This is a genomic window from Enterobacter sp. 18A13 (assembly GCF_007035975.1).
Lineage (GTDB): Bacteria > Pseudomonadota > Gammaproteobacteria > Enterobacterales > Enterobacteriaceae > Enterobacter > Enterobacter vonholyi.
On the sequence record NZ_AP019634.1, the window covers coordinates 2,734,310 to 2,756,003 of the forward strand.

At 56.6% G+C, this 21,694-nt stretch carries 22 protein-coding genes; 10 read left to right on the top strand and 12 right to left on the bottom strand.

Annotation, left to right across the window (positions count from 1 at the left end; genetic code table 11):
* Positions 1-2 precede the first annotated feature (2 nt).
* Both dadX and FOY93_RS13305 read right to left on the bottom strand, forming a co-directional pair.
* Positions 3-1,073, bottom strand: a complete 1,071-nt coding sequence (gene dadX, locus FOY93_RS13300; protein ID WP_127731402.1) for a catabolic alanine racemase DadX — start codon at positions 1,071-1,073, stop codon at positions 3-5.
* 9 nt (positions 1,074-1,082) lie between these two features.
* Positions 1,083-2,381 (bottom strand): D-amino acid dehydrogenase, encoded by a 1,299-nt coding sequence (locus FOY93_RS13305; RefSeq protein WP_143345252.1) that lies wholly within the window; start codon positions 2,379-2,381, stop codon positions 1,083-1,085.
* Between the two features lie 321 nt (positions 2,382-2,702).
* On the opposite strand from FOY93_RS13305, the gene FOY93_RS13310 reads away from it, so the two are divergent.
* A complete protein-coding gene (locus FOY93_RS13310) occupies positions 2,703-4,235 on the top strand; it encodes a SpoVR family protein (protein WP_023293929.1) in 1,533 nt (510 codons plus the stop codon).
* Between the two features lie 44 nt (positions 4,236-4,279).
* On the opposite strand, the gene fadR is transcribed toward FOY93_RS13310, so the two are convergent.
* Complete coding sequence (gene fadR / locus FOY93_RS13315) at positions 4,280-4,999, bottom strand: fatty acid metabolism transcriptional regulator FadR (protein ID WP_023336056.1); 720 nt, start codon at positions 4,997-4,999, stop codon at positions 4,280-4,282.
* Positions 5,000-5,199: 200 nt separating this feature from the next.
* Between fadR and nhaB the strand changes: the two genes are divergently transcribed.
* Together nhaB and dsbB are read left to right on the top strand one after the other, a co-directional pair.
* Entirely contained in the window at positions 5,200-6,738 is a 1,539-nt protein-coding gene (gene nhaB / locus FOY93_RS13320; RefSeq protein WP_111964783.1) for a Na(+)/H(+) antiporter NhaB, read from the top strand.
* 143 nt (positions 6,739-6,881) lie between these two features.
* On the top strand, positions 6,882-7,412 hold the full coding sequence (dsbB, locus tag FOY93_RS13325) for a disulfide bond formation protein DsbB (RefSeq protein ID WP_063408593.1): 531 nt from the start codon (positions 6,882-6,884) through the stop codon (positions 7,410-7,412).
* A gap of 115 nt (positions 7,413-7,527) precedes the next feature.
* Here dsbB and ycgN read toward each other — a convergent pair whose 3' ends face one another.
* The 3 genes from ycgN to FOY93_RS13340 all read right to left on the bottom strand — a co-directional run bounded on the left by ycgN (position 7,528) and on the right by FOY93_RS13340 (position 9,044).
* Positions 7,528-7,968 carry a cysteine cluster protein YcgN gene (gene ycgN, locus FOY93_RS13330; protein ID WP_024909872.1) on the bottom strand — a complete coding sequence of 147 codons (441 nt, stop codon included), beginning with the start codon at positions 7,966-7,968 and terminating at the stop codon, positions 7,528-7,530.
* Positions 7,969-8,061: 93 nt separating this feature from the next.
* On the bottom strand, positions 8,062-8,721 hold the full coding sequence (locus FOY93_RS13335) for a fumarylacetoacetate hydrolase family protein (RefSeq protein WP_024909871.1): 660 nt from the start codon (positions 8,719-8,721) through the stop codon (positions 8,062-8,064).
* A gap of 47 nt (positions 8,722-8,768) precedes the next feature.
* On the bottom strand, positions 8,769-9,044 hold the full coding sequence (locus tag FOY93_RS13340) for a YcgL domain-containing protein (protein ID WP_029742143.1): 276 nt from the start codon (positions 9,042-9,044) through the stop codon (positions 8,769-8,771).
* Between the two features lie 123 nt (positions 9,045-9,167).
* Between FOY93_RS13340 and minC the strand changes: the two genes are divergently transcribed.
* The 3 genes from minC to minE are packed head-to-tail and all read left to right on the top strand — an operon-like array spanning position 9,168 to position 10,984.
* Positions 9,168-9,875: a septum site-determining protein MinC gene (gene minC, locus FOY93_RS13345; RefSeq protein WP_143345253.1), complete on the top strand. Its 708-nt coding sequence runs from the start codon at positions 9,168-9,170 to the stop codon at positions 9,873-9,875.
* A 23-nt stretch (positions 9,876-9,898) separates the two neighbouring features.
* Positions 9,899-10,711: a septum site-determining protein MinD gene (gene minD / locus FOY93_RS13350; protein ID WP_023312187.1), complete on the top strand. Its 813-nt coding sequence runs from the start codon at positions 9,899-9,901 to the stop codon at positions 10,709-10,711.
* Between the two features lie 3 nt (positions 10,712-10,714).
* Complete coding sequence (gene minE / locus FOY93_RS13355; protein WP_008500504.1) at positions 10,715-10,984, top strand: cell division topological specificity factor MinE; 270 nt, start codon at positions 10,715-10,717, stop codon at positions 10,982-10,984.
* Positions 10,985-11,058: 74 nt separating this feature from the next.
* Here the strand turns inward: minE and rnd are convergent, their stop codons facing one another.
* The 5 genes from rnd to yoaA all read right to left on the bottom strand — a co-directional run bounded on the left by rnd (position 11,059) and on the right by yoaA (position 17,438).
* Positions 11,059-12,186, bottom strand: coding sequence for a ribonuclease D (gene rnd, locus FOY93_RS13360; protein ID WP_143345254.1), 1,128 nt, complete (start codon positions 12,184-12,186; stop codon positions 11,059-11,061).
* A gap of 71 nt (positions 12,187-12,257) precedes the next feature.
* Positions 12,258-13,943 (bottom strand): long-chain-fatty-acid--CoA ligase FadD, encoded by a 1,686-nt coding sequence (fadD, locus tag FOY93_RS13365; RefSeq protein WP_072253790.1) that lies wholly within the window; start codon positions 13,941-13,943, stop codon positions 12,258-12,260.
* 203 nt (positions 13,944-14,146) lie between these two features.
* Positions 14,147-14,728 (bottom strand): Slp family lipoprotein, encoded by a 582-nt coding sequence (locus FOY93_RS13370; RefSeq protein WP_111964786.1) that lies wholly within the window; start codon positions 14,726-14,728, stop codon positions 14,147-14,149.
* Between the two features lie 37 nt (positions 14,729-14,765).
* Entirely contained in the window at positions 14,766-15,461 is a 696-nt protein-coding gene (gene tsaB, locus FOY93_RS13375) for a tRNA (adenosine(37)-N6)-threonylcarbamoyltransferase complex dimerization subunit type 1 TsaB (RefSeq protein ID WP_023293934.1), read from the bottom strand.
* Between the two features lie 66 nt (positions 15,462-15,527).
* Positions 15,528-17,438 (bottom strand): DNA repair helicase YoaA, encoded by a 1,911-nt coding sequence (gene yoaA / locus FOY93_RS13380; RefSeq protein WP_143345255.1) that lies wholly within the window; start codon positions 17,436-17,438, stop codon positions 15,528-15,530.
* Between the two features lie 133 nt (positions 17,439-17,571).
* On the opposite strand from yoaA, the gene FOY93_RS13385 reads away from it, so the two are divergent.
* A complete protein-coding gene (locus FOY93_RS13385) occupies positions 17,572-17,916 on the top strand; it encodes a RidA family protein (RefSeq protein ID WP_008500498.1) in 345 nt (114 codons plus the stop codon).
* A 6-nt stretch (positions 17,917-17,922) separates the two neighbouring features.
* Here FOY93_RS13385 and FOY93_RS13390 read toward each other — a convergent pair whose 3' ends face one another.
* Positions 17,923-18,105, bottom strand: coding sequence for a YoaH family protein (locus FOY93_RS13390; RefSeq protein WP_008500497.1), 183 nt, complete (start codon positions 18,103-18,105; stop codon positions 17,923-17,925).
* Positions 18,106-18,166: 61 nt separating this feature from the next.
* On the opposite strand from FOY93_RS13390, the gene pabB reads away from it, so the two are divergent.
* The 3 genes from pabB to sdaA all read left to right on the top strand — a co-directional run bounded on the left by pabB (position 18,167) and on the right by sdaA (position 21,626).
* Positions 18,167-19,492, top strand: a complete 1,326-nt coding sequence (gene pabB, locus FOY93_RS13395; protein ID WP_133294670.1) for an aminodeoxychorismate synthase component 1 — start codon at positions 18,167-18,169, stop codon at positions 19,490-19,492.
* Between the two features lie 6 nt (positions 19,493-19,498).
* On the top strand, positions 19,499-20,077 hold the full coding sequence (locus tag FOY93_RS13400; protein WP_143345256.1) for a CoA pyrophosphatase: 579 nt from the start codon (positions 19,499-19,501) through the stop codon (positions 20,075-20,077).
* A gap of 184 nt (positions 20,078-20,261) precedes the next feature.
* Positions 20,262-21,626: an L-serine ammonia-lyase gene (sdaA, locus tag FOY93_RS13405; RefSeq protein WP_023312197.1), complete on the top strand. Its 1,365-nt coding sequence runs from the start codon at positions 20,262-20,264 to the stop codon at positions 21,624-21,626.
* Positions 21,627-21,694 lie beyond the last annotated feature (68 nt).

The following is a 21,694-nucleotide window of genomic DNA, read 5'->3' on the forward strand; positions in this document are numbered from 1 at the left end:
CGTTACACCGTCACAACCGGCACTCTCGGTGCCAGCGCGCACATCAATTCGTACCCCACCGTGCCCGCAGCGGCAGCAACGTCATCAATCTTAATTTCGTTACCCCACAGCTCGACCGGTGAACCGATGCCCGCCTGCGGGCATGGCGTCAGGTCAACGGCCAGCATATCCATTGATATGGTGCCCACCGTTCCCGTGCGAACCCCATCGACCCAGACAGGCGTGCCGGTTGGTGCGATGCGCGGGTAGCCGTCGGCATAGCCGCCCGCCACGATGCCAATCCGCTGCTCGCCCTTTGCCCGGTAGCGGCTGCCGTAGCCCACCGTGTCGCCGGCCTTCAGGGTTTGCACGCCAATGATTTCGCTGCGCAGGGTCATCACCGGCTTCAGGCCGCTGTTGGCGATGTCCTGCCACTGGCCCGAGGGTGACGCACCGTAAAGAACGATCCCCGGACGCACCCAGTTGTAGTGCGCCTCAGGATGCCAGAGCGTGGCCGCCGAATTTGACAGCGAGCGCGGGCAGTCCAGCCCTTCTGCCGCCTGCTCAATGCGGACCATGGCATCGGCAATGCCGTCCGGTTTTTCCGCGTCGGCAAAATGGGCCATCAGCGTCATTTCGCCCACGTTTTTCATGGCGCGCAGCTGCTGCCAGACCGTATGCACGCGCTCAGGCTGGAAGCCCAGGCGGTTCATGCCGCTGTTCACCTTGAGGTAAATATCCAGCGGCGCGTGGAGTTTCGCATCCTGAATCGCCTTAATCTGCCAGTTGCTGTGAACGCTGGTGGTCAGCCGATATTTATCCAGCAGCGGCAGATCGTCCGCGTGGAAGAAGCCCTCCAGAAGCAGTATCGGCCCTTTCCAGCCGCGCTCGCGCAGCAGAATGGCCTCTTCCAGGTTCAGGAGCGCAAAGCCGTCGGTGGCGCTCAGGGCGCTCCAGATACGGTCAATACCGTGGCCGTAGGCATTCGCTTTCACCACAGACCAGACGCGCGAACCAGGCGCCGCCCGGCGAACAATTTGCAGATTATCCTTCAGGGCCTGCAGGTTCAGCTGGGCCAGAACAGGACGGGACATGACAACTCCTTAGCTATGCGCGCCGTGCAGGTGCTGTGGACGCGACGGCGTAGACCCCGATTGATAGCGCGCGGCGCTTAAATCGTCAAACGGAATGGCCGGCGTGCGCCCGGAAATCAGGTCGCTCAGCAGCTGGCCCGATCCGCAGGCCATCGTCCAGCCAAGCGTGCCGTGTCCGGTATTGGTCCACAGGTTTTTGAACGGCGTGCGCCCCACGATCGGCGTGCCGTCCGGGGTCATCGGACGCAGGCCGGTCCAGAACGTCGCCTGCTCAACAAAACCTCCTCGCGGGAAGAGATCGCCCACGACCATCTCCAGCGTTTCCCGACGCGGCTTCAGCAGCTCGGTGTTGAAGCCGACGATCTCCGCCATGCCGCCTACGCGGATGCGGTTATCGAAGCGGGTAATGGCGATTTTGTAGGTTTCATCCAGAATGGTCGACACCGGAGCGCCGCTCTCTTCTTTTACCGGAATGGTCAGCGAGTAGCCCTTCAGCGGGTAGACCGGAATATCGAGAATACCTTTCAGCATGGCGGTGGAGTACGAACCAAACGCCATCACGTAGGCATCGGCTTTGATCACCTCCTCGCCGCACTTCACGCCGTAAATTTTTTCCCCTTCCGACAGCAGCTTGTCGACAGAGGTGTTAAAGCGGAATTTCACCCCCGCCTGTTCGCACATTTGCGCCAGACGCTGCGTAAAGAGCTGGCAGTCGCCGGTTTCGTCATTCGGCAGGCGCAGGCCGCCCGTCAGCTTATGCGCAACTTCCGCCAGCGCCGGTTCAACCTGGCCTAGCTGGCTGGCTTCCAGCAGCTGGTAAGGTACACCGGCATCTTCCAGCACGGCGATATCGCGGGTGGCATTTTCGTACTGCTGCTCGGTGCGGAAAAGCTGCAGCGTCCCGCCCTGGCGGCCTTCATACTCAATACCCGTCGACGCGCGCAGCGCTTTCAGGCAGTCGCGGCTGTATTCCGCCAGGCGCACCATGCGTCCTTTGTTCTCCATGTAGTGGCGGGTGTCACAGTTACGCAGCATCTGCCACATCCACTTGAGCTGGAACTGCGTGCCGTCAAGGCTGATGGCCAGAGGCGCGTGGCGCTGGAACATCCATTTAATCGCCTTCAGCGGAACGCCCGGCGCTGCCCACGGTGCCGCATACCCCGGAGAGATTTGCCCGGCGTTCGCCGCGCTGGTTTCAAGCGCAGGACCGGACTCACGATCGATAACGGTGACGTCATGTCCCGCCTGACTTAAATACCAGGCGCTGGTTACCCCAACGACACCACTTCCCAGTATGACAACACGCATAGCCACTCCATTATGTGTAAAAGAACAATCTTCTAATTACAGATTGATAACCTAGTTGAAAATATTATTCAACATACGACTTTTTTATGGTGACTTACCTCACACATCCCCCAGCATCAGGGGATAGTGCTAATTTGGGATCTCCTGCTGCGCGTTATTTTTAACCAGCATAAAATGCTGATGGACACCGTTTTTTTGCCGTATCAAAAACGCGAAATCGCAAAGAAAAAATTTCTGCCCCAGCACGCTTTTTAACACGTTGATCTATGCTTGAAAGGAGGCTCTCCAGACAGAGAGAGCACCCACAACGAGGGCGCGCTAATGGCTACTATTGATTCCCTGAACAAGGACAACACACGTCTGAGCGATGGACCCGACTGGACCTTCGAGCTGCTGGATGTTTACCTCGCCGAGATCGACCGGGTCGCAAAACTGTACCGCCTGGATACCTATCCCCATCAGATTGAAGTCATTACGTCCGAACAAATGATGGACGCCTACTCCAGCGTCGGGATGCCGATTAACTATCCGCACTGGTCTTTTGGTAAGAAATTCATTGAAACGGAGCGGCTGTATAAGCACGGGCAGCAGGGTCTGGCGTATGAGATCGTCATCAACTCCAATCCGTGTATCGCCTATTTAATGGAAGAGAACACCATTACCATGCAGGCGCTGGTGATGGCGCACGCCTGCTACGGGCACAACTCCTTTTTCAAGAATAACTATCTGTTCCGCAGCTGGACGGATGCCAGCTCCATCGTCGATTACCTGATCTTCGCCCGTAAATACATTACCGACTGCGAAGAGCGCTACGGCGTGGACGAAGTGGAAAAACTGCTCGACTCCTGCCACGCGCTGATGAACTACGGCGTGGACCGCTACAAACGTCCGCAGAAAATCTCCCTGCAGGAGGAGAAAGCCCGGCAGAAAAGCCGCGAAGAGTATCTGCAAAGCCAGGTGAACATGCTGTGGCGCACCCTGCCGAAGCGTGAGGAGGAAAAAACGATCGCCGAAGCGCGTCGTTATCCGTCCGAGCCGCAGGAAAACCTGCTCTATTTTATGGAGAAGAACGCCCCGCTGCTAGAGCCGTGGCAGCGTGAGATCCTGCGTATCGTGCGCAAGGTGAGCCAGTATTTTTACCCGCAAAAGCAGACGCAGGTGATGAACGAAGGCTGGGCGACCTTCTGGCACTACACTATCCTCAACCATCTGTACGACGAGGGGAAAGTCACCGAGCGGTTCATGATGGAGTTCCTCCACAGCCATACTAACGTGGTGTTCCAGCCGCCCTACAACAGCCCGTGGTACAGCGGCATTAACCCGTATGCCCTTGGCTTTGCCATGTTCCAGGACATTAAGCGTATCTGCCAGTCGCCGACGGAAGAAGACAAGTACTGGTTCCCGGATATCGCCGGGTCAGACTGGCTGGAAACGCTGCACTTTGCGATGCGCGACTTTAAGGATGAGAGCTTCATCAGCCAGTTTATGTCGCCGAAGATCATGCGTGACTTCCGCTTCTTCACCGTGCTGGACGATGACCGCAACAACTATCTGGAGATTTCAGCAATCCATAACGAAGAGGGATACCGTGAGATCCGCTCTCGCCTTTCCTCCCAGTACAACCTGAGCAACCTTGAACCGAATATTCAGGTATGGAACGTCGATTTGCGCGGTGACCGCTCCCTGACGTTGCGCTATATCCCGCACAATCGCGCGCCGCTGGATAAAGGGCGTAAAGAGGTGCTGAAGCATGTGCATCGCCTGTGGGGATTTGACGTGCAGCTGGAGCAACAGAATGAAGACGGCAGCGTCGAGCTGCTGGAACGTTGCCCGGCGCGGTTGAATACGCTGTAGCGCCACCCGACGAAAAAAAACCTCTCATACGAGAGGTTTTTCTTTTAGCGGGTCTGAATCGCTAAATCACCCGGCAGCGTTTTCTGCATACGGTGCCAGATTTCACCGGAATCGTGACCGTAGCGGCGCACCGTCTCATAAACCTGATCGTGCAGGCCTTCGGTACAGAGCTTGCTCAGCTTATGGTAGAAGCCCAGCGCCAGGCTGCGGGCTTCCGGATTGGCAAAGTAGTGGCGGCCAATGCGGGTATAGAGCCCTTTCATACCGTTGAGGATCAGGCCGTAAACCGGGTTGCCGGAGGCAAACGCCAGGCCGCGAAACACGTTGTAATCGAGGGTGGCAAAGGCATCGGCATGATCTTCCACCTCGTTCGCGCTGGCCAGCACCGCAAGGGCGTCTTCCGGATGCTGACGGAAAGCTGTACGAATAAAGATCGTCGCGATGTTGGTGCGAACGGAGAGCAGATTATCAATGAGCTGCGGCACGCTTTCATGGTCGAGACGCGCCAGCGTTTCAAGAATGTTTAACCCGGATGTTTCCCAGAAGTTGTTTACTTTCGTAGGCTTACCATGCTGGATCGTCAACCAGCCATCGCGCGCCAGCCGCTGAAGCACTTCACGCAGCGTGGTGCGAGTGACGCCAATCAGTTCAGAGAGTTCGCGTTCAGCCGGAAGAATGGACCCCGCAGGGAAACGATTATTCCAGATGCTTTCAATGATGTACTCTTCCGCGAAACCCGCCGGGCTCTGCGCCTTAATGACCATAGTGAGATTTCCATTACACAGCTTTAGCAAATTGGACTCATCATACCAGAGGCAGCCAGTGGCAGGTAGCGCGGCAAAGAGAGAAAAGAGGGATCGCCGTTTCATTTTTGTGAAATTTACAATGCCGCCTCATCCGCCTCCAGGCCGCATTTTTTGCGTATACTGATGTTTTGTCTTACTTGACGGGAAGGACGTCTGTTGTGGAAATTTCTTTTGGGCGCGCGCTGTGGCGCAATTTTTTAGGTCAGTCTCCTGACTGGTATAAGCTGATACTGCTGGTTTTCCTGGTCGTTAATCCCATCATTTTTAGTGTGAATCCCTTTATCGCCGGCTGGCTGCTGGTGGCAGAGTTTATCTTCACCCTGGCCATGGCGCTAAAATGTTATCCCCTGCTGCCGGGCGGATTGCTGGCGTTTGAAGCCGTCGTCATCGGCATGACCAGCGCCGAACATGTCAAAGCAGAGCTGGCGTCAAATCTCGAAGTGCTTCTGCTGCTGATGTTTATGGTGGCGGGCATCTACTTCATGAAACAGCTCCTGCTGTTTATCTTCACGCGCCTGCTGCTCAGCATTCCGTCAAAAATGTTCCTCTCGCTGGCGTTTTGCCTTGCCGCCGCCTTCCTGTCGGCCTTCCTGGACGCGCTGACGGTCGTCGCGGTGGTGATAAGCGTCGCGGTTGGGTTTTACGGTATTTATCACCGCGTGGCCTCCTCTCGTCCGGGTGAAGATTTGCAGGATGACAGTCACGTCGATGCGCATAACCGTGACGTGCTGGAACAGTTCCGCGCGTTTCTGCGCAGCCTGATGATGCACGCTGGGGTCGGTACCGCGCTGGGCGGCGTAATGACCATGGTGGGCGAGCCGCAAAACCTGATCATTGCCAAAGCGGCGGGCTGGCACTTCGGTGATTTCTTCCTGAGAATGGCCCCGGTCAGCGTACCGGTGCTTATCTGCGGCCTGGCGACCTGTCTGCTGGTGGAAAAATTTCGCCTTTTTGGCTATGGGGCCCAACTCCCGGAGCCGGTACGTCAGGAACTGCATAAATTCGATCTGCAGAGCCGACGCCAGCGGACCCGCCAGGAGACGCTGCGCCTGATTGCTCAGGGGATCATCGGCGTCTGGCTTATCGCCGCGCTGGCGCTTCATCTTGCCGAAGTGGGGCTGATAGGCCTGTCAGTCATTATTCTCGCCACCACCTTTACCGGCGTGACGGACGAACATGCCATCGGTAAAGCGTTTACCGAAGCCCTGCCGTTTACCGCCCTGCTGGCGGTGTTCTTTGCGGTCGTGGCGGTGATTATCGACCAGCATCTCTTCGCGCCGATTATTGCCTTTGTATTACAGGCGTCACCGGATGCTCAGCTGTCGCTGTTTTACCTGTTTAACGGCCTGCTCTCGTCAATCTCAGATAACGTCTTTGTCGGGACGGTCTACATCAACGAGGCCAAAGCCGCTATGGAGCAAGGCGTTATCAGCGCCGGACAGTTTGAACTGCTGGCCGTGGCGATCAATACCGGCACCAACCTTCCGTCGGTGGCGACGCCAAACGGCCAGGCCGCCTTCCTGTTCCTGCTGACCTCCGCCCTCGCGCCGCTCATACGTCTATCTTATGGCCGGATGGTGTGGATGGCGCTGCCCTACACGCTGGTGCTCACGATCGTGGGATTGCTTTGCGTCAAAATTACCCTCATTCCCTGTACGCAATGGTTGATACAAGCGGGTATACTTGCGGCGCAGTAAACTATGCATCTCGGGCAGTTCGCTGCCCGTTTGCCTTTTCGCACGATAAACATCCAATTACGTTTTATTTCGCCAGGTACAGGTGGCGTGAAAAACGAATTCGTTTACACTGCGCTTTCTAAGCATGTTCCAGGGAAATGATTATGTTGAGATTTTTAAACCAGTGCTCCCGCGGTCGCGGAGCGTGGTTGTTAATGGCCCTGACCGCCTTTGCGCTGGAAATGGTCGCGCTGTGGTTCCAGCACGTAATGGGACTGAAACCTTGCGTGCTTTGTATTTACGAACGCTGCGCGCTGTTCGGCATTATGGGGGCGGGCCTGGTGGGCGCAATTGCGCCGAAATCGCCGCTTCGCTATGCCGCTATTGCGATCTGGCTCTACAGCGCCTGGAAAGGGATTGAACTCTCCTGGCAGCACACCATGATGCAGCTGCATCCGTCACCGTTTATGACCTGCGATTTTGCCGCCCGCTTCCCGAGCTGGCTGCCGCTGGATAAATGGCTGCCGCAGGTGTTTGTCGCATCCGGTGACTGCTCCGTTCGTCAGTGGGAATTCCTGACGCTGGAGATGCCGCAGTGGCTGGTAGGCATTTTTGCCGCCTACTTCATCGTGGCGCTGCTGGTGCTGATCGCTCAGCCGTTCAAACCGAAGAAACGCGATCTCTTTGGGCGCTAAGTTGCCCGGCGGCACTTCGCTTGCGCGGGCCTACGGTTTTGTAGGTCGGGTAAGCGCAGCGCCACCCGACACAACCGCGCATAATAAAAAACCCGCTTCGGCGGGTTTTTTAATCTCAACGGGTCGGGTGATTCATGATGTGATCTTCCCAGTCCCGCACCTCGGACTCTTTCACCGCAATGTGGCGCACAGAGATACGCTCGCCGTGCATCGCCGCTTTTGAACCGGTTAACAACGGATGCCAGTCAGGCAGACCTTTCCCTTCCGCCAGCAGGCGATACGCGCAGGTATGCGGCAGCCATTCAAACGTCGGAAGATTATCCCGGGTTAACTTTATGCAGTCCGGCTCAAATTCAAACCGGCGCTCATAGTTGCGGCACTGGCAGGTTTTAATGTTTAGCTGCTTGCAGGCAACGTTGGTGAAGTAGATTTCATCCGTATCTTCATCCATCAGCTTGTGCAGGCAGCACTGCCCGCAGCCGTCGCACAATGATTCCCATTCCGCGTCAGTCATGTCGTCGAGAGTTTTGCTTTGCCAGAAAGGGATGTCGTTCATCAGGATGTCCACACGTCAAAAGAAAGCGCACCTTATAACGAGTCTGGCACGTTGTTGCAAGTTTTGCCGCCCTCTTCAGGCGGCAAGATGGGATTACAGCACGCGGGTTTTCAGCGACAGACCGTTAAAACCGACCTCCAGCTCGTCACCGCTCACGAGCGGGCCAACGCCTTCCGGCGTGCCGGTCAGGATCACATCACCCGGTTTCAGGGTAAAGAAGCGGCTCATGTAGGCGATCAGCGGCACAATCTTATGGATCATGTCTGCCGTGGTGCCCTGCTGGCGGATCTCGCCGTTAACCTTCAGGCTGAGTGGGGTATCCTGCGGATCGCCGGTAAATTCGCTCACCGGCACAAACGCCGAGATCGGGCAGGAATTATCAAACCCTTTGGCTTTTTCCCACGGCTGCCCTGCTTTCTTCATTTTTCCCTGCACGTCACGCAGGGTCAGGTCCAGCGCCACGCCGTATCCGGCAATCGCTTTCTGAACATGTTCTTCTGAGGCCTGGCGAAGCGTTGCACCAATCAGCACGGCAAGTTCCACTTCGTGATGCACCGAGCCGAGCCCCTGCGGCAGCGCCAGCGGCTGGCGGATATCGCAAAGCGCCGTTTCAGGCTTAATAAACAGAACCGGCTCTTCTGGCGTCGCGCTGCCCATCTCCTGAATATGTTTTGCATAGTTGCTGCCTACGCAAACCACTTTGCTGACGGGATAATCCAGTAATGCACCTTGCCAGTTATGATGTTGATACATGGTCGACCCCTAAACGGTTGATGTGTTGTGCGCAAAAACAGTTGAGGCTATTTTTTACCGTTCGCCTCAAGATGCTGTTTTAATAAATTCTCGGGTGGCGGTGGAAGCTGTAAATAATAGCCCTGCTCGGCTAAGGCCGTTTTCACTTTATCCAGATCGGCATTAATCAGTTTCTTACGACCATCAAGCGGCAGCAGCATAGCCAGCTGTGGTCGGCCAAAGTTCTTCATTAATTCTTCAGGCACGCGTGAAAAATCGTCTTTCTTTTCGACATAAAGATAGGTCTGGTCACGGCTTGTACTTCTGTAGATCACACAAAACATGTTTTTACTCTGAATTAATGGGTGGTTGCTTGCCTCAATATACTCCTGACTATAACATGCCTGATACTCTTCGGAATATCGCAGCGAGTGGTTGCGGTTAATAGCAAATTGAGTAAGGCCAGGATGTCAAACACGCCCATCGAGCTTAAAGGCAGTAGCTTCACCTTATCAGTGGTACATTTGCATGATGCAAAACCCGAGGTTATTCGTCAGGCGTTAGAAGACAAAATCGCTCAGGCTCCCGCCTTTCTGAAGCACGCCCCTGTTGTGATCAACGTCAGCGGTCTTGAGGCGCCGGTAAACTGGAAACTTCTCCAGCAGGCCGTCTCCTCCACCGGACTGCGTATCGTGGGCATCAGCGGCTGCAAAGATTCTGAGCTGAAAGCGGAAATTGAGCGTGCGGGGCTGCCCCTTCTGAATGAGGGCAAAGAAAAAGCCTCGCGTGCGGCCCCCGTTGCCGTCGAACCCCCCCCTCCTGCGGTGCAAAACGTTACTACCGTCACAAAAACGCGAATGATTGATGTGCCGGTTCGTTCCGGTCAGCGCATTTATGCACCAAACTGTGATCTGATTGTTACAAGCCACGTCAGTGCTGGCGCTGAGCTGATTGCAGATGGCAATATTCACGTATACGGTATGATGCGTGGACGTGCGCTCGCAGGTGCAAGTGGCGATCGAGATGCGCAAATATTTTGTACTCACCTGACGGCGGAACTGGTGTCCATCGCAGGTGAATATTGGCTGAGCGACAAGATCCCAGCCGAATTTTATGGCAAAGCGGCTCGCCTGCTTCTGGCAGACGACGCGTTGACCGTTCAACCGTTGAATTGATCCCTTTTTAACAAGGAATTTCTATGGCACGCATTATTGTTGTTACTTCGGGTAAAGGAGGCGTTGGCAAGACCACCTCCAGCGCGGCCATCGCTACTGGTTTGGCCCAGAAGGGAAAGAAAACCATCGTTATCGACTTCGATATCGGTCTGCGTAACCTCGACCTCATCATGGGATGTGAGCGTCGCGTCGTGTATGACTTTGTGAACGTCATTCAGGGCGATGCCACGCTGAACCAGGCGATGATTAAAGACAAGCGCACCGAGAACCTCTACATTCTCCCGGCATCTCAGACGCGTGACAAAGACGCCCTGACCCGTGAAGGGGTGGAAAAGGTGCTCGACGATCTGAAAAAAATGGATTTCGACTTCATTGTCTGCGACTCCCCTGCCGGCATCGAAACCGGTGCCCTGATGGCGCTCTACTTCGCTGATGAAGCGATCATCACCACCAACCCTGAAGTTTCATCCGTGCGTGACTCAGACCGCATTCTGGGGATCCTCGCCTCTAAATCCCGTCGTGCGGAAAATGGCGAAGACCCGATTAAAGAACACCTGCTGCTCACCCGCTACAATCCGGGCCGCGTGAACAAAGGTGACATGCTGAGCATGGAAGACGTGCTTGAGATCCTGCGCATTAAGCTGGTCGGCGTTATCCCGGAAGATCAGTCCGTGTTACGCGCCTCTAACCAGGGCGAGCCAGTGATCCTTGATACAATGGCAGATGCAGGTAAAGCTTACGCCGATACCGTTGACCGTCTGCTGGGAGAAGAACGTCCTTTCCGCTTCATTGAAGAAGAGAAGAAAGGTTTCCTCAAACGCCTGTTCGGAGGATAAGTTATGGCATTACTGGACTTTTTTCTCTCGCGGAAAAAGAACACCGCCAACATCGCAAAAGAACGTCTGCAAATTATCGTTGCGGAGCGTCGTCGTAGCGACGCCGAGCCTCACTACCTGCCGCAGCTGCGCAAGGACATCCTGGAAGTGATCTGTAAGTACGTGCAGATTGACCCGGAGATGGTGACGGTGCAGCTGGAACAAAAAGACGGGGATATTTCGATTCTGGAGCTGAACGTGACGCTCCCGGAAGCGGAAGAGTCGCGTCCGTAGGTTTGTGATTTCATAGCCCCGGTAAGCGCAGCGCCACCGGGGGAATATGCCGGGTTTATCACCCGGCATATTTTTTATCGCGGATAGCCTTCCAGCAGCGTATTCAGGCGATCGGCCATCAATTCCCCGCGCCATCCCGCCATCATTTCCGGCACGCCATTCTGCGGCTTCAGCTTCCAGTGCCAGTTCAGCAGCTGGTTAATCTGACGACGTGAGGCGAGCAGTTCCGCGCTCAGTTTGCTTTCGGTTGCAACTGCCTGCACCAGCGCTTTGATGTCCTTGAAAGCCTTGCGATAGCCCGGCATGTCCATCAGGTTCAGCAGCGGTTCCGGCAGCGCATCTTCCGGCAGCTCCTGCGCTTTTGCGACCAGCGCCAGCAGGGTTTTACCGTGGAAACGGATCTCGCTGCCCGAAAGCCCAATGCTGTCAAGCTCGCCGAGGCTGCCCGGCATATAGCGCGCCACCGCCCAGAGATGCTCTTCACGGACGACGAAGTTAACGGCCAGGTCGCGCTCGCGTGCTTTATGCAAGCGCCAGTCTGCCAGCAGCTGCAGGCATGCCAGCTGACGCGTTCGCAGCTGCCAGGCGTTGCTGATATCGCGCCATGCCTCTTTCGGATCCACCACTTCCTGACGGCGCTGCTGGGTCATTCGGCACTCGTCCAGCGCAGCAGCGAGCCATCCGGAGGCTTCCGCCTCTTTCATCAGCTGTCCGGCGATCGGCAGCAGGTAAAACACGTCTGCCGCCGCATATTCCAGCTGGCGTGCGGTTAGCGGACGCGCCAGCCAGTCGGTGCGGGATTCACTCTTATCCAGCGTCAGGCCCGTATACTCCTCCACCATGGCGGCAAAACCCCACGACAGCGGACGACCGCTGAACGCCGCGAGGATCTGCGTATCAATCAGCGGCTGAGGCATGATGCCAAAGGTGTTCAGAAAGACTTCCAGATCTTCACTGCCCGCGTGCAGGTATTTCGTCACGGCGGTATCGAGCAGCAGGTCACGCATCGGCGTCCAGTCGGTAATGCCGAGAGGGTCGATCAGCGACACGTGTTTACCGTCGTACATCTGAATCAAACCCAGCTGCGGATAATAGGTTCGGGTACGGACAAACTCGGTATCCAGGGCAATGGCAGGAAAGTCGCGCGTCACTTCGCACAGCGAAGCCAGCTCGTCGTTAGTCGTGATCATCTGGTAATTCAAAACGGATTCTCTTTTGTTTGCGCCCATAAAAAACGCCGGCTTAACCGGCGTCTGGGCGATTAGCGTGAAGCTCAGGCCTTATTGTCTACTTTGGCACGGGCTTCGTCACGTAATTCTCGTCGTAATATCTTCCCGACGTTGGATTTCGGCAACTCGTCGCGGAATTCCACCAGCTTCGGCACTTTATAGCCCGTCAGCTGACGACGACAAAACGTTATCAGCGCTTCCTCGGTGAGAGAAGGATCTTTCTTGACCACAAATATCTTCACCGCTTCACCGCTGCTGCCGGAAGGCACCCCTACTGCTGCCACTTCGAGTACGCCGCTGTGCTGCATAACCACGTCTTCGATCTCATTCGGATAGACGTTGAAGCCGGAGACCAGAATCATATCTTTCTTGCGATCGACAATACGCAGGAAGCCTTCCTCATCCATCACCGCGATGTCACCGGTATGCAGCCAGCCGTCTTTGATGATTTCGTCGGTCGCGTCGGGACGCTGCCAGTAGCCCAGCATCACCTGCGGACCTTTGACGCACAGCTCACCCGGCTCACCCGGCGCAACTTCATTATCGTTATCATCGACCAGTTTCGCTTCAGTGGAAGGAACGGGCAGACCAATGCTTCCGCTGTGATAGTCGATATCATGCGGGTTAACGCTGACCAGCGGCGCGCATTCCGTCAGGCCATAGCCCTCCAGCAGATACTGACCGGTGAGCTTCACCCAGCGCTCGGCAACCGCCTGCTGGACCGGCATGCCGCCGCCCGCAGAGAGGTGCAGCGTGGAGAAGTCCAGCTGCTGGAACTCTTTGTTATTAAGCAGCGCGTTGAAAAGGGTATTTACCCCGGTCATGGCGGTGAACGGGTATTTTGCCAGCTCTTTCACCAGTCCCGGGATATCGCGCGGGTTGGTGATCAGCACGTTTTGACCGCCGAGCTCAATAAACAGCAGGCAGTTCATGGTCAGTGCGAAAATGTGGTACAGCGGCAGCGCCGTAATGACCAGCTCTTTGCCGGGATGCAGCAGCGGCCCGTAGGTTGCGTTGACCTGCTCAAGGTTCGCCAGCATGTTGCGGTGGGTCAACATAGCGCCTTTCGCCACGCCGGTGGTACCGCCGGTATACTGCAGGAAGGCGAGATCTTCTGAGACCACTTCCGGCTTGACGTACTGCATCCGATAGCCCGCATGCAGCGCCCTGCGGAAGGAGATAGCGTCCGGCAGGTGATATTTTGGCACCAGACGCTTGACGTATTTGACGACAAAGTTAACCAGCGTGCCTTTGGCGGTAGAGAGCTGGTCCCCCATGCGCGTCAGGATGACGTGTTTCACCTGGGTTTTGTCGACCACTTTTTCCAGCGTATGGGCAAAGTTGGACACAATGACAATCGCGACCGCGCCGCTGTCGTTAAGCTGATGCTCCAGCTCGCGCGGGGTGTACAGCGGGTTGACGTTGACGACAATCATCCCGGCACGCAGGATACCGAACAGCGCCACCGGGTATTGCAGCAGGTTTGGCATCATCAGCGCGACGCGGTCCCCTTTTTGCAGCCCCAGCCCTTCCTGAAGATACGCCGCAAACGCCCGGCTGCGCTCCTCCAGCTTACGGAACGTCATCACCTCGCCCATATTCACGAATGCGGGCTGGTCCGCGTAGCGCCTTACCGAGTGTTCAAATAATTCCACCAGGGATTGATAACGGTCAGGATTGATCTCAGCAGGAACATCTGCGGGATAACGGTTAAGCCAAACCTTCTTCAATGCATCACCTCTGAAATGAGTGTTCGTCGTCATCACAACCCCGATAATAAACAGTTTGTTAACATTATATTAACTCAGCGTACCAGTTTATTAATTGTTCAGATTTAAGGTTGCGAAGCGCGTCACTCTTTTTTTTCGTTTTATCCGTAAAAAAACAGAGACAGCGGCTGAGCCGCTGTCTCTTTTCTAACAATAACAGTAAGTTACTCAGTAACGATCGTCTGTACCTGTGCAGGTCCCGGGTTATACCAGCCCCAGCCCGGGTAGCCGTAACGATAAGGATGCGGACCCCACATCCACGGATCGATCGGCTGAGGCGGCATGATCACCTGCTGTGCTAACCGCCAGCGCTTATATCCGTTGACCTGCATGGTCATAAATTTATACGGCGTGCTGCCGATTTTGCCCTGTACGGCGCCGGTAATCGGCCCGACAACGGTCACTAGCTGTCCGCGAAAATCGACCGGATCGAGGAAACCACTCACGTCCGCGTAGATACGCCCGCGAGAGGCCTCGCCCAGTACAGGCCGCGCGCCGCTGTCCAGCGGAACGGTTGCGATCTCCAGGCGGGTTTTCCCCTGCTGGTTTTGTACGTCTATCACCTTACCGCCAAAGCGCGCTTCCTGGCCGACGTACAGCTCAGGGGCATTCATCACCCGAACCAGATCCTGCTGTGGCGTCGGGCTGGTGCCCTTAATCGCATCAGGAACGGAAACGCATCCGCTCAGTGCTATGGCAACTGCGCCTGCCATAATAAGGCGTACTACTTTAGTCTGGACCGCCATGATGCGACTCCTTTTTCTCAGTTCCTGTTACTGAGATTCACTCGCGGCCCGGAAGTTTCTTCCACGCAACGGTGTTTCGCAAATAAACCGGCTCCGCGTGTTCAACGGCCACGGTTTTGCCTGCTGCGAGCAGCTGGCTGGCAATCGGAAGCATATCTTCCGCAGCCGGCAGAAGCATGTTGCCGTCCACCAGCGTCAACCCGGTGTCGTTCGCCATCTCAGGCCACGCTGGCCAGCCGGTGCCGACGGTTGCCCACTCGCCTGACAGCTGCTTCAGTCGTTCAGTGACCGCTTCCGGCTTAAGCACGGCTTCCGTCTCTTCACCGTGCCACACGCCCTGCTCGTCGCGGGTGTATTCGGCCCAGTAAACTTCGCCCATGCGGGCATCAATCGCGGCCAGCACGCGCGTTGCCCCGGTCATGCGCCATGCTCCCTGCGCCATGGTGGCGAGGGTAGAGACGCCGATCATCGGCAGTTCGGCGCCCAGCGCCAGCCCCTGCGCAATGCCAATCCCGATACGTACGCCCGTAAAGCTTCCGGGGCCACGGCCAAAGGCCAGCGCGTCGAGGTCGGTTAAAGAGGTGTTGCCCTGGGTTAAAATGGCTTTTACCAGGGGCAGAATGCGTTGGGTGTGTTCCCGGGGGCACTCTTCGAAATGGGCAGAAACAGCACCGTCGTTCAACAGAGCGACAGAGCAAGCCTCTGTCGCGGTATCAATAGCCAGAATTCGCATCAGTCGTCGCGCTCTCGCAAGGGTCAGTCACAAAATGGCGCGCATCTTAGCACACTCCGGGGTAAATTACTCCGCCGTTGGATTTGCCAGGAAACGCACCGCGCGTTTTATGTCCCGCGTCCGCGGCGCGGGCGGCAGGCTTGCAAGGAAGGTTGCCCCGTAAGGACGCATCACCAGCCGGTTATCGCAAATGACCAGCACGCCCCGATCGGTGACGTCACGGATTAGGCGCCCTACCCCTTGCTTAAGGGTAATGACCGCATCCGGGAGCTGAACCTCATCAAACGGATCGCCGCCGCGCAGGCGGCAGTCTTCCATCCTCGCCTTGAGCAGCGGATCGTCCGGGGAGGTAAACGGAAGCTTATCAATGATCACGAGCGAGAGCGTATCGCCGCGCACGTCCACCCCTTCCCAGAAGCTGCTGGTGGCTACCAGCAGGGCATTTCCGGCGCTGACAAACTGCTGGAGCAGCTGACCTTTGCTGGTTTCGCCCTGCAGCAGCACCGGCAGCGTCATGTTGGCGCGGAACTGCTCGGCGAGGTCGCGCATCATAGCGTGAGAGGTGCAGAGCATAAAACAGCGGCCGTTGTTGGCCTCGATCATCGGTTTTAACATCGCGGCCAGATGGCGCGCCGCACCCGGCTGGTTCGGCAGCGGCAGATTACGGGGAACACAGAGCAGCGCCTGCTTTTCGTAATCGAACGGGCTGGGCAGGAGCAAGGATTCCGCCTGCTCAATGCCGAGACGCTCGGTGAAGTGATGCAGATCGTCATTCACCGACAGGGTTGCCGAGGTGAAGATCCAGCTTCCCGGCTTTTGCGCCATCACCTCTTTAAATTTATCCGCCACCGTCAGCGGCGTGAGCGCCAGCGTGAAATGCCGCGAAGTGCATTCATACCAGTAGCTGTACCCCGGCTGATTGATCTCTTTAAGCCGTTTGAGCCGCCCGCGATACAGCGTGGCGCGCTCGAAGGCCGCGTCCAGCAGGGCGGAACGTCCAAGCGACAGTTTCGCCACGTCGTAGCAGAGTTCAAGGGCATCATCGAGCAGCAGCAGCGCGCGCTGGATGTTTTTGTCCGCCAGCAGCTCGCGCAGGTTGCCGCGATAGCCCGGCTCGCCGAGCTGTAAACGGAAATCCTGCGCGCTCTGCGCCAGACGGTCGGCGCACTTCTGCAGCTGCTGGGTATCTTTGAGTTCGGTCCGGTAGGCAATGGTGAAATCTTTCGCCAGATCCTGCAGCTGGCGGCTGGAAAGCGACTGACCAAAGTACTGGCTGGCGATATCCGGAAGCTGGTGGGCCTCGTCGAAGATCATCACGTCCGCCTCCGGAATCAGCTCGCCGAAACCGCTATCCTTGACGACCATATCCGCGAGGAACAGATGGTGGTTCACTACCACCACATCCGCATCCATCGCCGTTTTGCGCGCTTTCACCACGAAGCAGTCTTTATACAGCGGACAGTCGCTGCCGAGACAGTTGTCGTTAGTGCTGGTCACCAGCGGCCAGGCCGGGGAATCTTCCGGCACGCTCGCGCAGGTGCTGATATCGCCCTCTTCCGTCTGGTTCGCCCAGGCGCGAAGAATAATGACGTCGCTCAGGGTTTGCACCGGCAGGTCGCCGCCCGCCAGCGCCTGCTGCTCAAGACGTTCCAGGCAGAGATAATTAGAGCGTCCCTTCAGCAGGGCCAAACGGCCTTTGAATTTCAGCGCCTTGGCCACCGTGGGCAAATCGCGGCTGTAGAGCTGATCCTGCAGCGCCTTCGATCCGGTGGAAATGATCACCTTTTTTTTGGCCCGCAGCGCCGGAGCAAGGTAAGCATACGTTTTACCCGTGCCGGTTCCTGCTTCGACCACCAGCGGCTGAGTCTTATCAATGGCGCGTGCAACGGCATGCGCCATCTGGCGCTGAGGTTCACGGGGTTTGAAGCCGGGAATAGCCTGCGCTAATTGACCTTCAGGGGAAAAATCGTCTGCCACGGTGCTCTCTCACTGTATTTTTGCACAGGGATTATGTCAGCCCATCCTCTCCTGTGCCACCCCAAATAGTGACGACACGAGAACAATATGGCAGTCTTGCCGCCTGACGACGAAAAATAACGAGGAAACGTTTATGACAATTGTGCGCATTGATGCCGAAGCCCGCTGGTCTGATGTGGTTATCCATAACCAGACGCTCTACTACACCGGCGTACCGGCTAACCTGGATGCGGATGCGTTCGAGCAAACGGCTAACACTCTGGCGCAGATTGATGCGGTGCTGGAAAAACAGGGCAGCGACAAATCCCGCATTCTGGATGCGACGATTTTCCTGGCAAACAAAGATGATTTCGCGGCAATGAACAAAGCCTGGGATGCGTGGGTTGTGGCGGGTCACGCGCCTGTACGCTGCACCGTACAGGCCACGCTGATGAAGCCGGAATACAAGGTAGAGATTAAGATTATCGCGGCGGTTTAAGCACGATTACTCTTCATCTTCATCCTCGAAACGCGCCACGATCCGCTCGCCGGTATGCGTGGCGCGCAGTTCTTCCGCCACCTGGGAAATCGCCTGTCCGCTGCTCATCCCCTGGGACATCAGTTCCTGAATTCGCTCAACCGCTTTCTGCTGCTGTTCATGGCTCAGAGAAGGTAAACCTGCAAACATCGTCAACTCCTGCTAAATTATTCGCGCTAATTATTTCACGCTGCCCGGTAGTATGCCACACATGAACATGCGCTTCCCCACTGTTATTACCCTGCCCTGGCGAACAGACGCCGCTGAATACTGGTTTGCCCGCCTGAGCCATCTTCCGTTTGCGATGCTGCTGCACTCCGGTCATGCGGACCACCCCTACAGCCGCTTCGACATTCTGGTGGCCGATCCGCTAAAGACGCTGACAACCGATGACCTGTCCTTAACTGGCGATCCGCTGGCGCAGCTTCAGCAAGCCATTAACGCGCTGGGCTTATCAGCCGCGCCGAACCCGGACTTCCCTTTTCAGGGAGGCGCGCTGGGCCTGTTTGGCTACGATCTGGGTCGCCGTTTCGAAGCGCTGCCCGAGCATGCGCAGGCTGATATTTCCCTGCCCGACATGGCCGTGGGGCTGTACGACTGGGCGTTAATTGTCGATCACCAGAAAAAAACGGTTTCCCTGCTGAGCCATCATGACGTGAAGGCGCGTCTGGCGTGGCTTGAATCGCAGCAGCCTGCACCGGCACAGACGTTCACATTGACCTCCGGCTGGCGCTCAAATATGAGTGCAGCGGAGTATGCCGAAAAATTCGCTCGCGTTCAGGCATACCTGCAAAGCGGTGACTGCTATCAGGTTAACCTCGCCCAGCGTTTCCAGGCGACGTATCAGGGAGACGAGTGGCAGGCGTTTACCCGTCTTAATGCCAGCAACAAGGCGCCGTTTAGCGCGTTTGTGCGTCTGGAACAGGGTGCAATACTCAGTCTGTCACCCGAGCGATTTATTCATCTGGCCGAGGGCACGATTCAAACCCGTCCTATTAAAGGCACCTTGCCGCGTCTTGCCGATCCCGACGCCGATCGCCAGCAGGCGGAAAAACTTGCCGCCTCGCCGAAAGACCGCGCCGAGAACCTGATGATTGTGGACCTGATGCGTAACGACATCGGCCGTGTCGCCGAACCGGGCAGCGTGCGCGTGCCGGAACTGTTTGTCGTCGAGCCTTTCCCGGCAGTGCATCATCTGGTCAGCACCATAACCGCGCGTCTGCCCGCCTCTCGCACCGCCTGCGATCTGCTCCGCGCCGCGTTTCCGGGTGGCTCCATCACCGGCGCGCCAAAGGTGCGGGCGATGGAGATCATTGATGAGCTGGAGCCGCACCGCCGCAACGCCTGGTGCGGCAGCATCGGCTATATCAGCCTGTGCGGCACCATGGATACCAGCATTACCATTCGCACGCTGACGGCCTGCGACGGAAACCTTTACTGTTCGGCCGGGGGCGGTATTGTTGCCGACAGCCAGGTCGACGCGGAATATCAGGAAACCTTTGATAAAGTTAACCGTATCCTGAAACAACTGGAGTAATCACGGGTGGAAAAAGAGAACCTGACGCTGGATGATTTTTTATCTCGATTTCAGCTACTAAGACCACAGGTCAACCGCGAGGCGCTGAATCAGCGTCAGGCGGCCGTGCTGATCCCGGTCGTGCGTCGCGCGCAGCCGGGCCTGCTGCTCACCCAGCGTTCTCCCCATTTACGCAAGCACGCGGGTCAGGTCGCCTTTCCGGGTGGCGCAGTAGACAGCTCCGACGCCTCGCTGATTGCCGCCGCGCTGCGTGAAGCGCAGGAAGAAGTTGCCATTCCGCCTGAGACGGTGGAGATCATTGGCGTGCTGCCGCCCGTAGATAGCGTCACCGGTTTTCAGGTCACGCCGGTGGTAGGTATTATCCCGCCGGACCTGCAGTATCACGCCAGCGTCGATGAAGTCTCTGCAGTGTTTGAAATGCCGCTTGAAGAGGCGCTCCGGCTAAGCCGTTATCATCCGCTGGATATTCATCGACGAGGGCATGACCATCGGGTCTGGTTGTCCTGGTATCAGCATTATTTTGTCTGGGGCATGACGGCGGGCATTATTCGTGAACTGGCGTTGCAAATCGGCCTGAAGCCTTGACTATACTTTACATTCCATCCTTTTTCGCAGGTTTGCGATCCGCGTCGCGCTATTAGCAAAACCCATCGTCAACCATTAGTTTAATTCATGTGAATAGTTAAGCCGAGGTCGGTGTTCCCTCTTACACTATGCGCAGTTATAACATCGTTACTGGAACCCCGGTAACCCTGTCAGGAGTGTGAAAGTGATTAGTATATTCGACATGTTCAAAGTGGGAATTGGCCCTTCGTCTTCCCATACTGTTGGCCCGATGAAGGCCGGTAAACAGTTCGTCGATGATCTGGTCGAAAAAGGATTACTGGAAAGCGTTACCCGTGTCGCCGTGGATGTTTACGGCTCGCTGTCATTAACGGGTAAAGGCCACCACACCGATATCGCCATTATTATGGGTCTGGCAGGCAATATGCCGGATACCGTTGATATTGATGCCATCCCGGCATTCATCCGCGACGTGGAAACACGCGGCCGCCTGCTGCTGGCAAACGGCCAGCAGGAAGTCGATTTCCCGCAGGATGACGGCATGCGTTTCCGTAGCGACAACCTGCCGCTGCATGAAAACGGCATGACCATTCACGCTTACAGCGGTGAAAAAGAGATTTACAGCAAAACGTACTACTCCATCGGCGGTGGCTTCATCGTGGATGAAGAGCATTTTGGCAAAGATAGCGTCGGCGACGTCAGCGTACCGTACCCGTTCAAATCGGCTACCGAGATGCTGGGCTACTGCAAAGAGACCGGTCTTTCACTGTCCGGCATGGTGATGCAGAACGAACTGGCCCTGCACAGCAAGAAAGAGATTGAAGACTATTTTGCCAACGTCTGGCAAACCATGCGCGCCTGTATCGATCGCGGGATGAACACCGAAGGCGTTCTGCCGGGTCCACTGCGCGTGCCGCGTCGTGCCTCCGCCCTGCGCCGTATGCTGGTGACCACGGACAAGTTTTCCAACGACCCGATGAACGTGGTCGACTGGGTAAACATGTTTGCCCTGGCGGTTAACGAAGAAAACGCCGCCGGTGGACGCGTCGTGACGGCGCCAACTAACGGCGCGTGCGGTATCGTTCCGGCAGTGCTGGCGTATTACGATCACTTTATTGAGCCCGTGACGCCTGATATCTACATCCGCTATTTCCTGGCGGCAGGTGCCATCGGTGCGCTGTACAAAATGAATGCCTCCATTTCCGGTGCTGAAGTAGGATGTCAGGGTGAAGTTGGCGTTGCCTGCTCCATGGCGGCGGCGGGCCTGGCAGAGCTGCTGGGCGCAAGCCCTGAGCAGGTCTGCGTGGCGGCTGAAATCGGTATGGAGCATAACCTCGGTCTGACCTGCGATCCGGTCGCGGGCCAGGTGCAGGTGCCGTGCATCGAGCGTAACGCGATTGCCTCGGTGAAAGCCATCAACGCCTCACGTATGGCGATGCGCCGTACCAGCGAACCTCGCGTATCGCTGGATAAGGTGATTGAAACCATGTACGAAACCGGTAAAGACATGAACGCGAAATACCGCGAGACGTCCCGTGGTGGCCTGGCCATTAAGGTGCAGTGCGACTAATACTGCTTTTCGCCCATCTGCAACGGATGGGCGAATTTCCCTCTTCTTTCTCGTCTCCTTCTGCTTTC

What these genes read in the sequence shown, in the direction of transcription:
- pabB (WP_133294670.1), top strand. Translation starts at nt 18,167, where the DNA reads ATGAACATGCGCTTCCCCACTGTTATTACCCTGCCCTGGCGAACAGAC.
- FOY93_RS13340 (WP_029742143.1), bottom strand. Translation starts at nt 9,044, where the DNA reads ATGTTTTGTGTGATCTACAGAAGTACAAGCCGTGACCAGACCTATCTT.
- FOY93_RS13370 (WP_111964786.1), bottom strand. Translation starts at nt 14,728, where the DNA reads ATGGCGGTCCAGACTAAAGTAGTACGCCTTATTATGGCAGGCGCAGTT.
- FOY93_RS13390 (WP_008500497.1), bottom strand. Translation starts at nt 18,105, where the DNA reads ATGTTTGCAGGTTTACCTTCTCTGAGCCATGAACAGCAGCAGAAAGCG.
- FOY93_RS13310 (WP_023293929.1), top strand. Translation starts at nt 2,703, where the DNA reads ATGGCTACTATTGATTCCCTGAACAAGGACAACACACGTCTGAGCGAT.
- minE (WP_008500504.1), top strand. Translation starts at nt 10,715, where the DNA reads ATGGCATTACTGGACTTTTTTCTCTCGCGGAAAAAGAACACCGCCAAC.
- minC (WP_143345253.1), top strand. Translation starts at nt 9,168, where the DNA reads ATGTCAAACACGCCCATCGAGCTTAAAGGCAGTAGCTTCACCTTATCA.
- dsbB (WP_063408593.1), top strand. Translation starts at nt 6,882, where the DNA reads ATGTTGAGATTTTTAAACCAGTGCTCCCGCGGTCGCGGAGCGTGGTTG.
- minD (WP_023312187.1), top strand. Translation starts at nt 9,899, where the DNA reads ATGGCACGCATTATTGTTGTTACTTCGGGTAAAGGAGGCGTTGGCAAG.
- FOY93_RS13305 (WP_143345252.1), bottom strand. Translation starts at nt 2,381, where the DNA reads ATGCGTGTTGTCATACTGGGAAGTGGTGTCGTTGGGGTAACCAGCGCC.
- ycgN (WP_024909872.1), bottom strand. Translation starts at nt 7,968, where the DNA reads ATGAACGACATCCCTTTCTGGCAAAGCAAAACTCTCGACGACATGACT.
- FOY93_RS13385 (WP_008500498.1), top strand. Translation starts at nt 17,572, where the DNA reads ATGACAATTGTGCGCATTGATGCCGAAGCCCGCTGGTCTGATGTGGTT.
- FOY93_RS13335 (WP_024909871.1), bottom strand. Translation starts at nt 8,721, where the DNA reads ATGTATCAACATCATAACTGGCAAGGTGCATTACTGGATTATCCCGTC.
- tsaB (WP_023293934.1), bottom strand. Translation starts at nt 15,461, where the DNA reads ATGCGAATTCTGGCTATTGATACCGCGACAGAGGCTTGCTCTGTCGCT.
- dadX (WP_127731402.1), bottom strand. Translation starts at nt 1,073, where the DNA reads ATGTCCCGTCCTGTTCTGGCCCAGCTGAACCTGCAGGCCCTGAAGGAT.
- fadR (WP_023336056.1), bottom strand. Translation starts at nt 4,999, where the DNA reads ATGGTCATTAAGGCGCAGAGCCCGGCGGGTTTCGCGGAAGAGTACATC.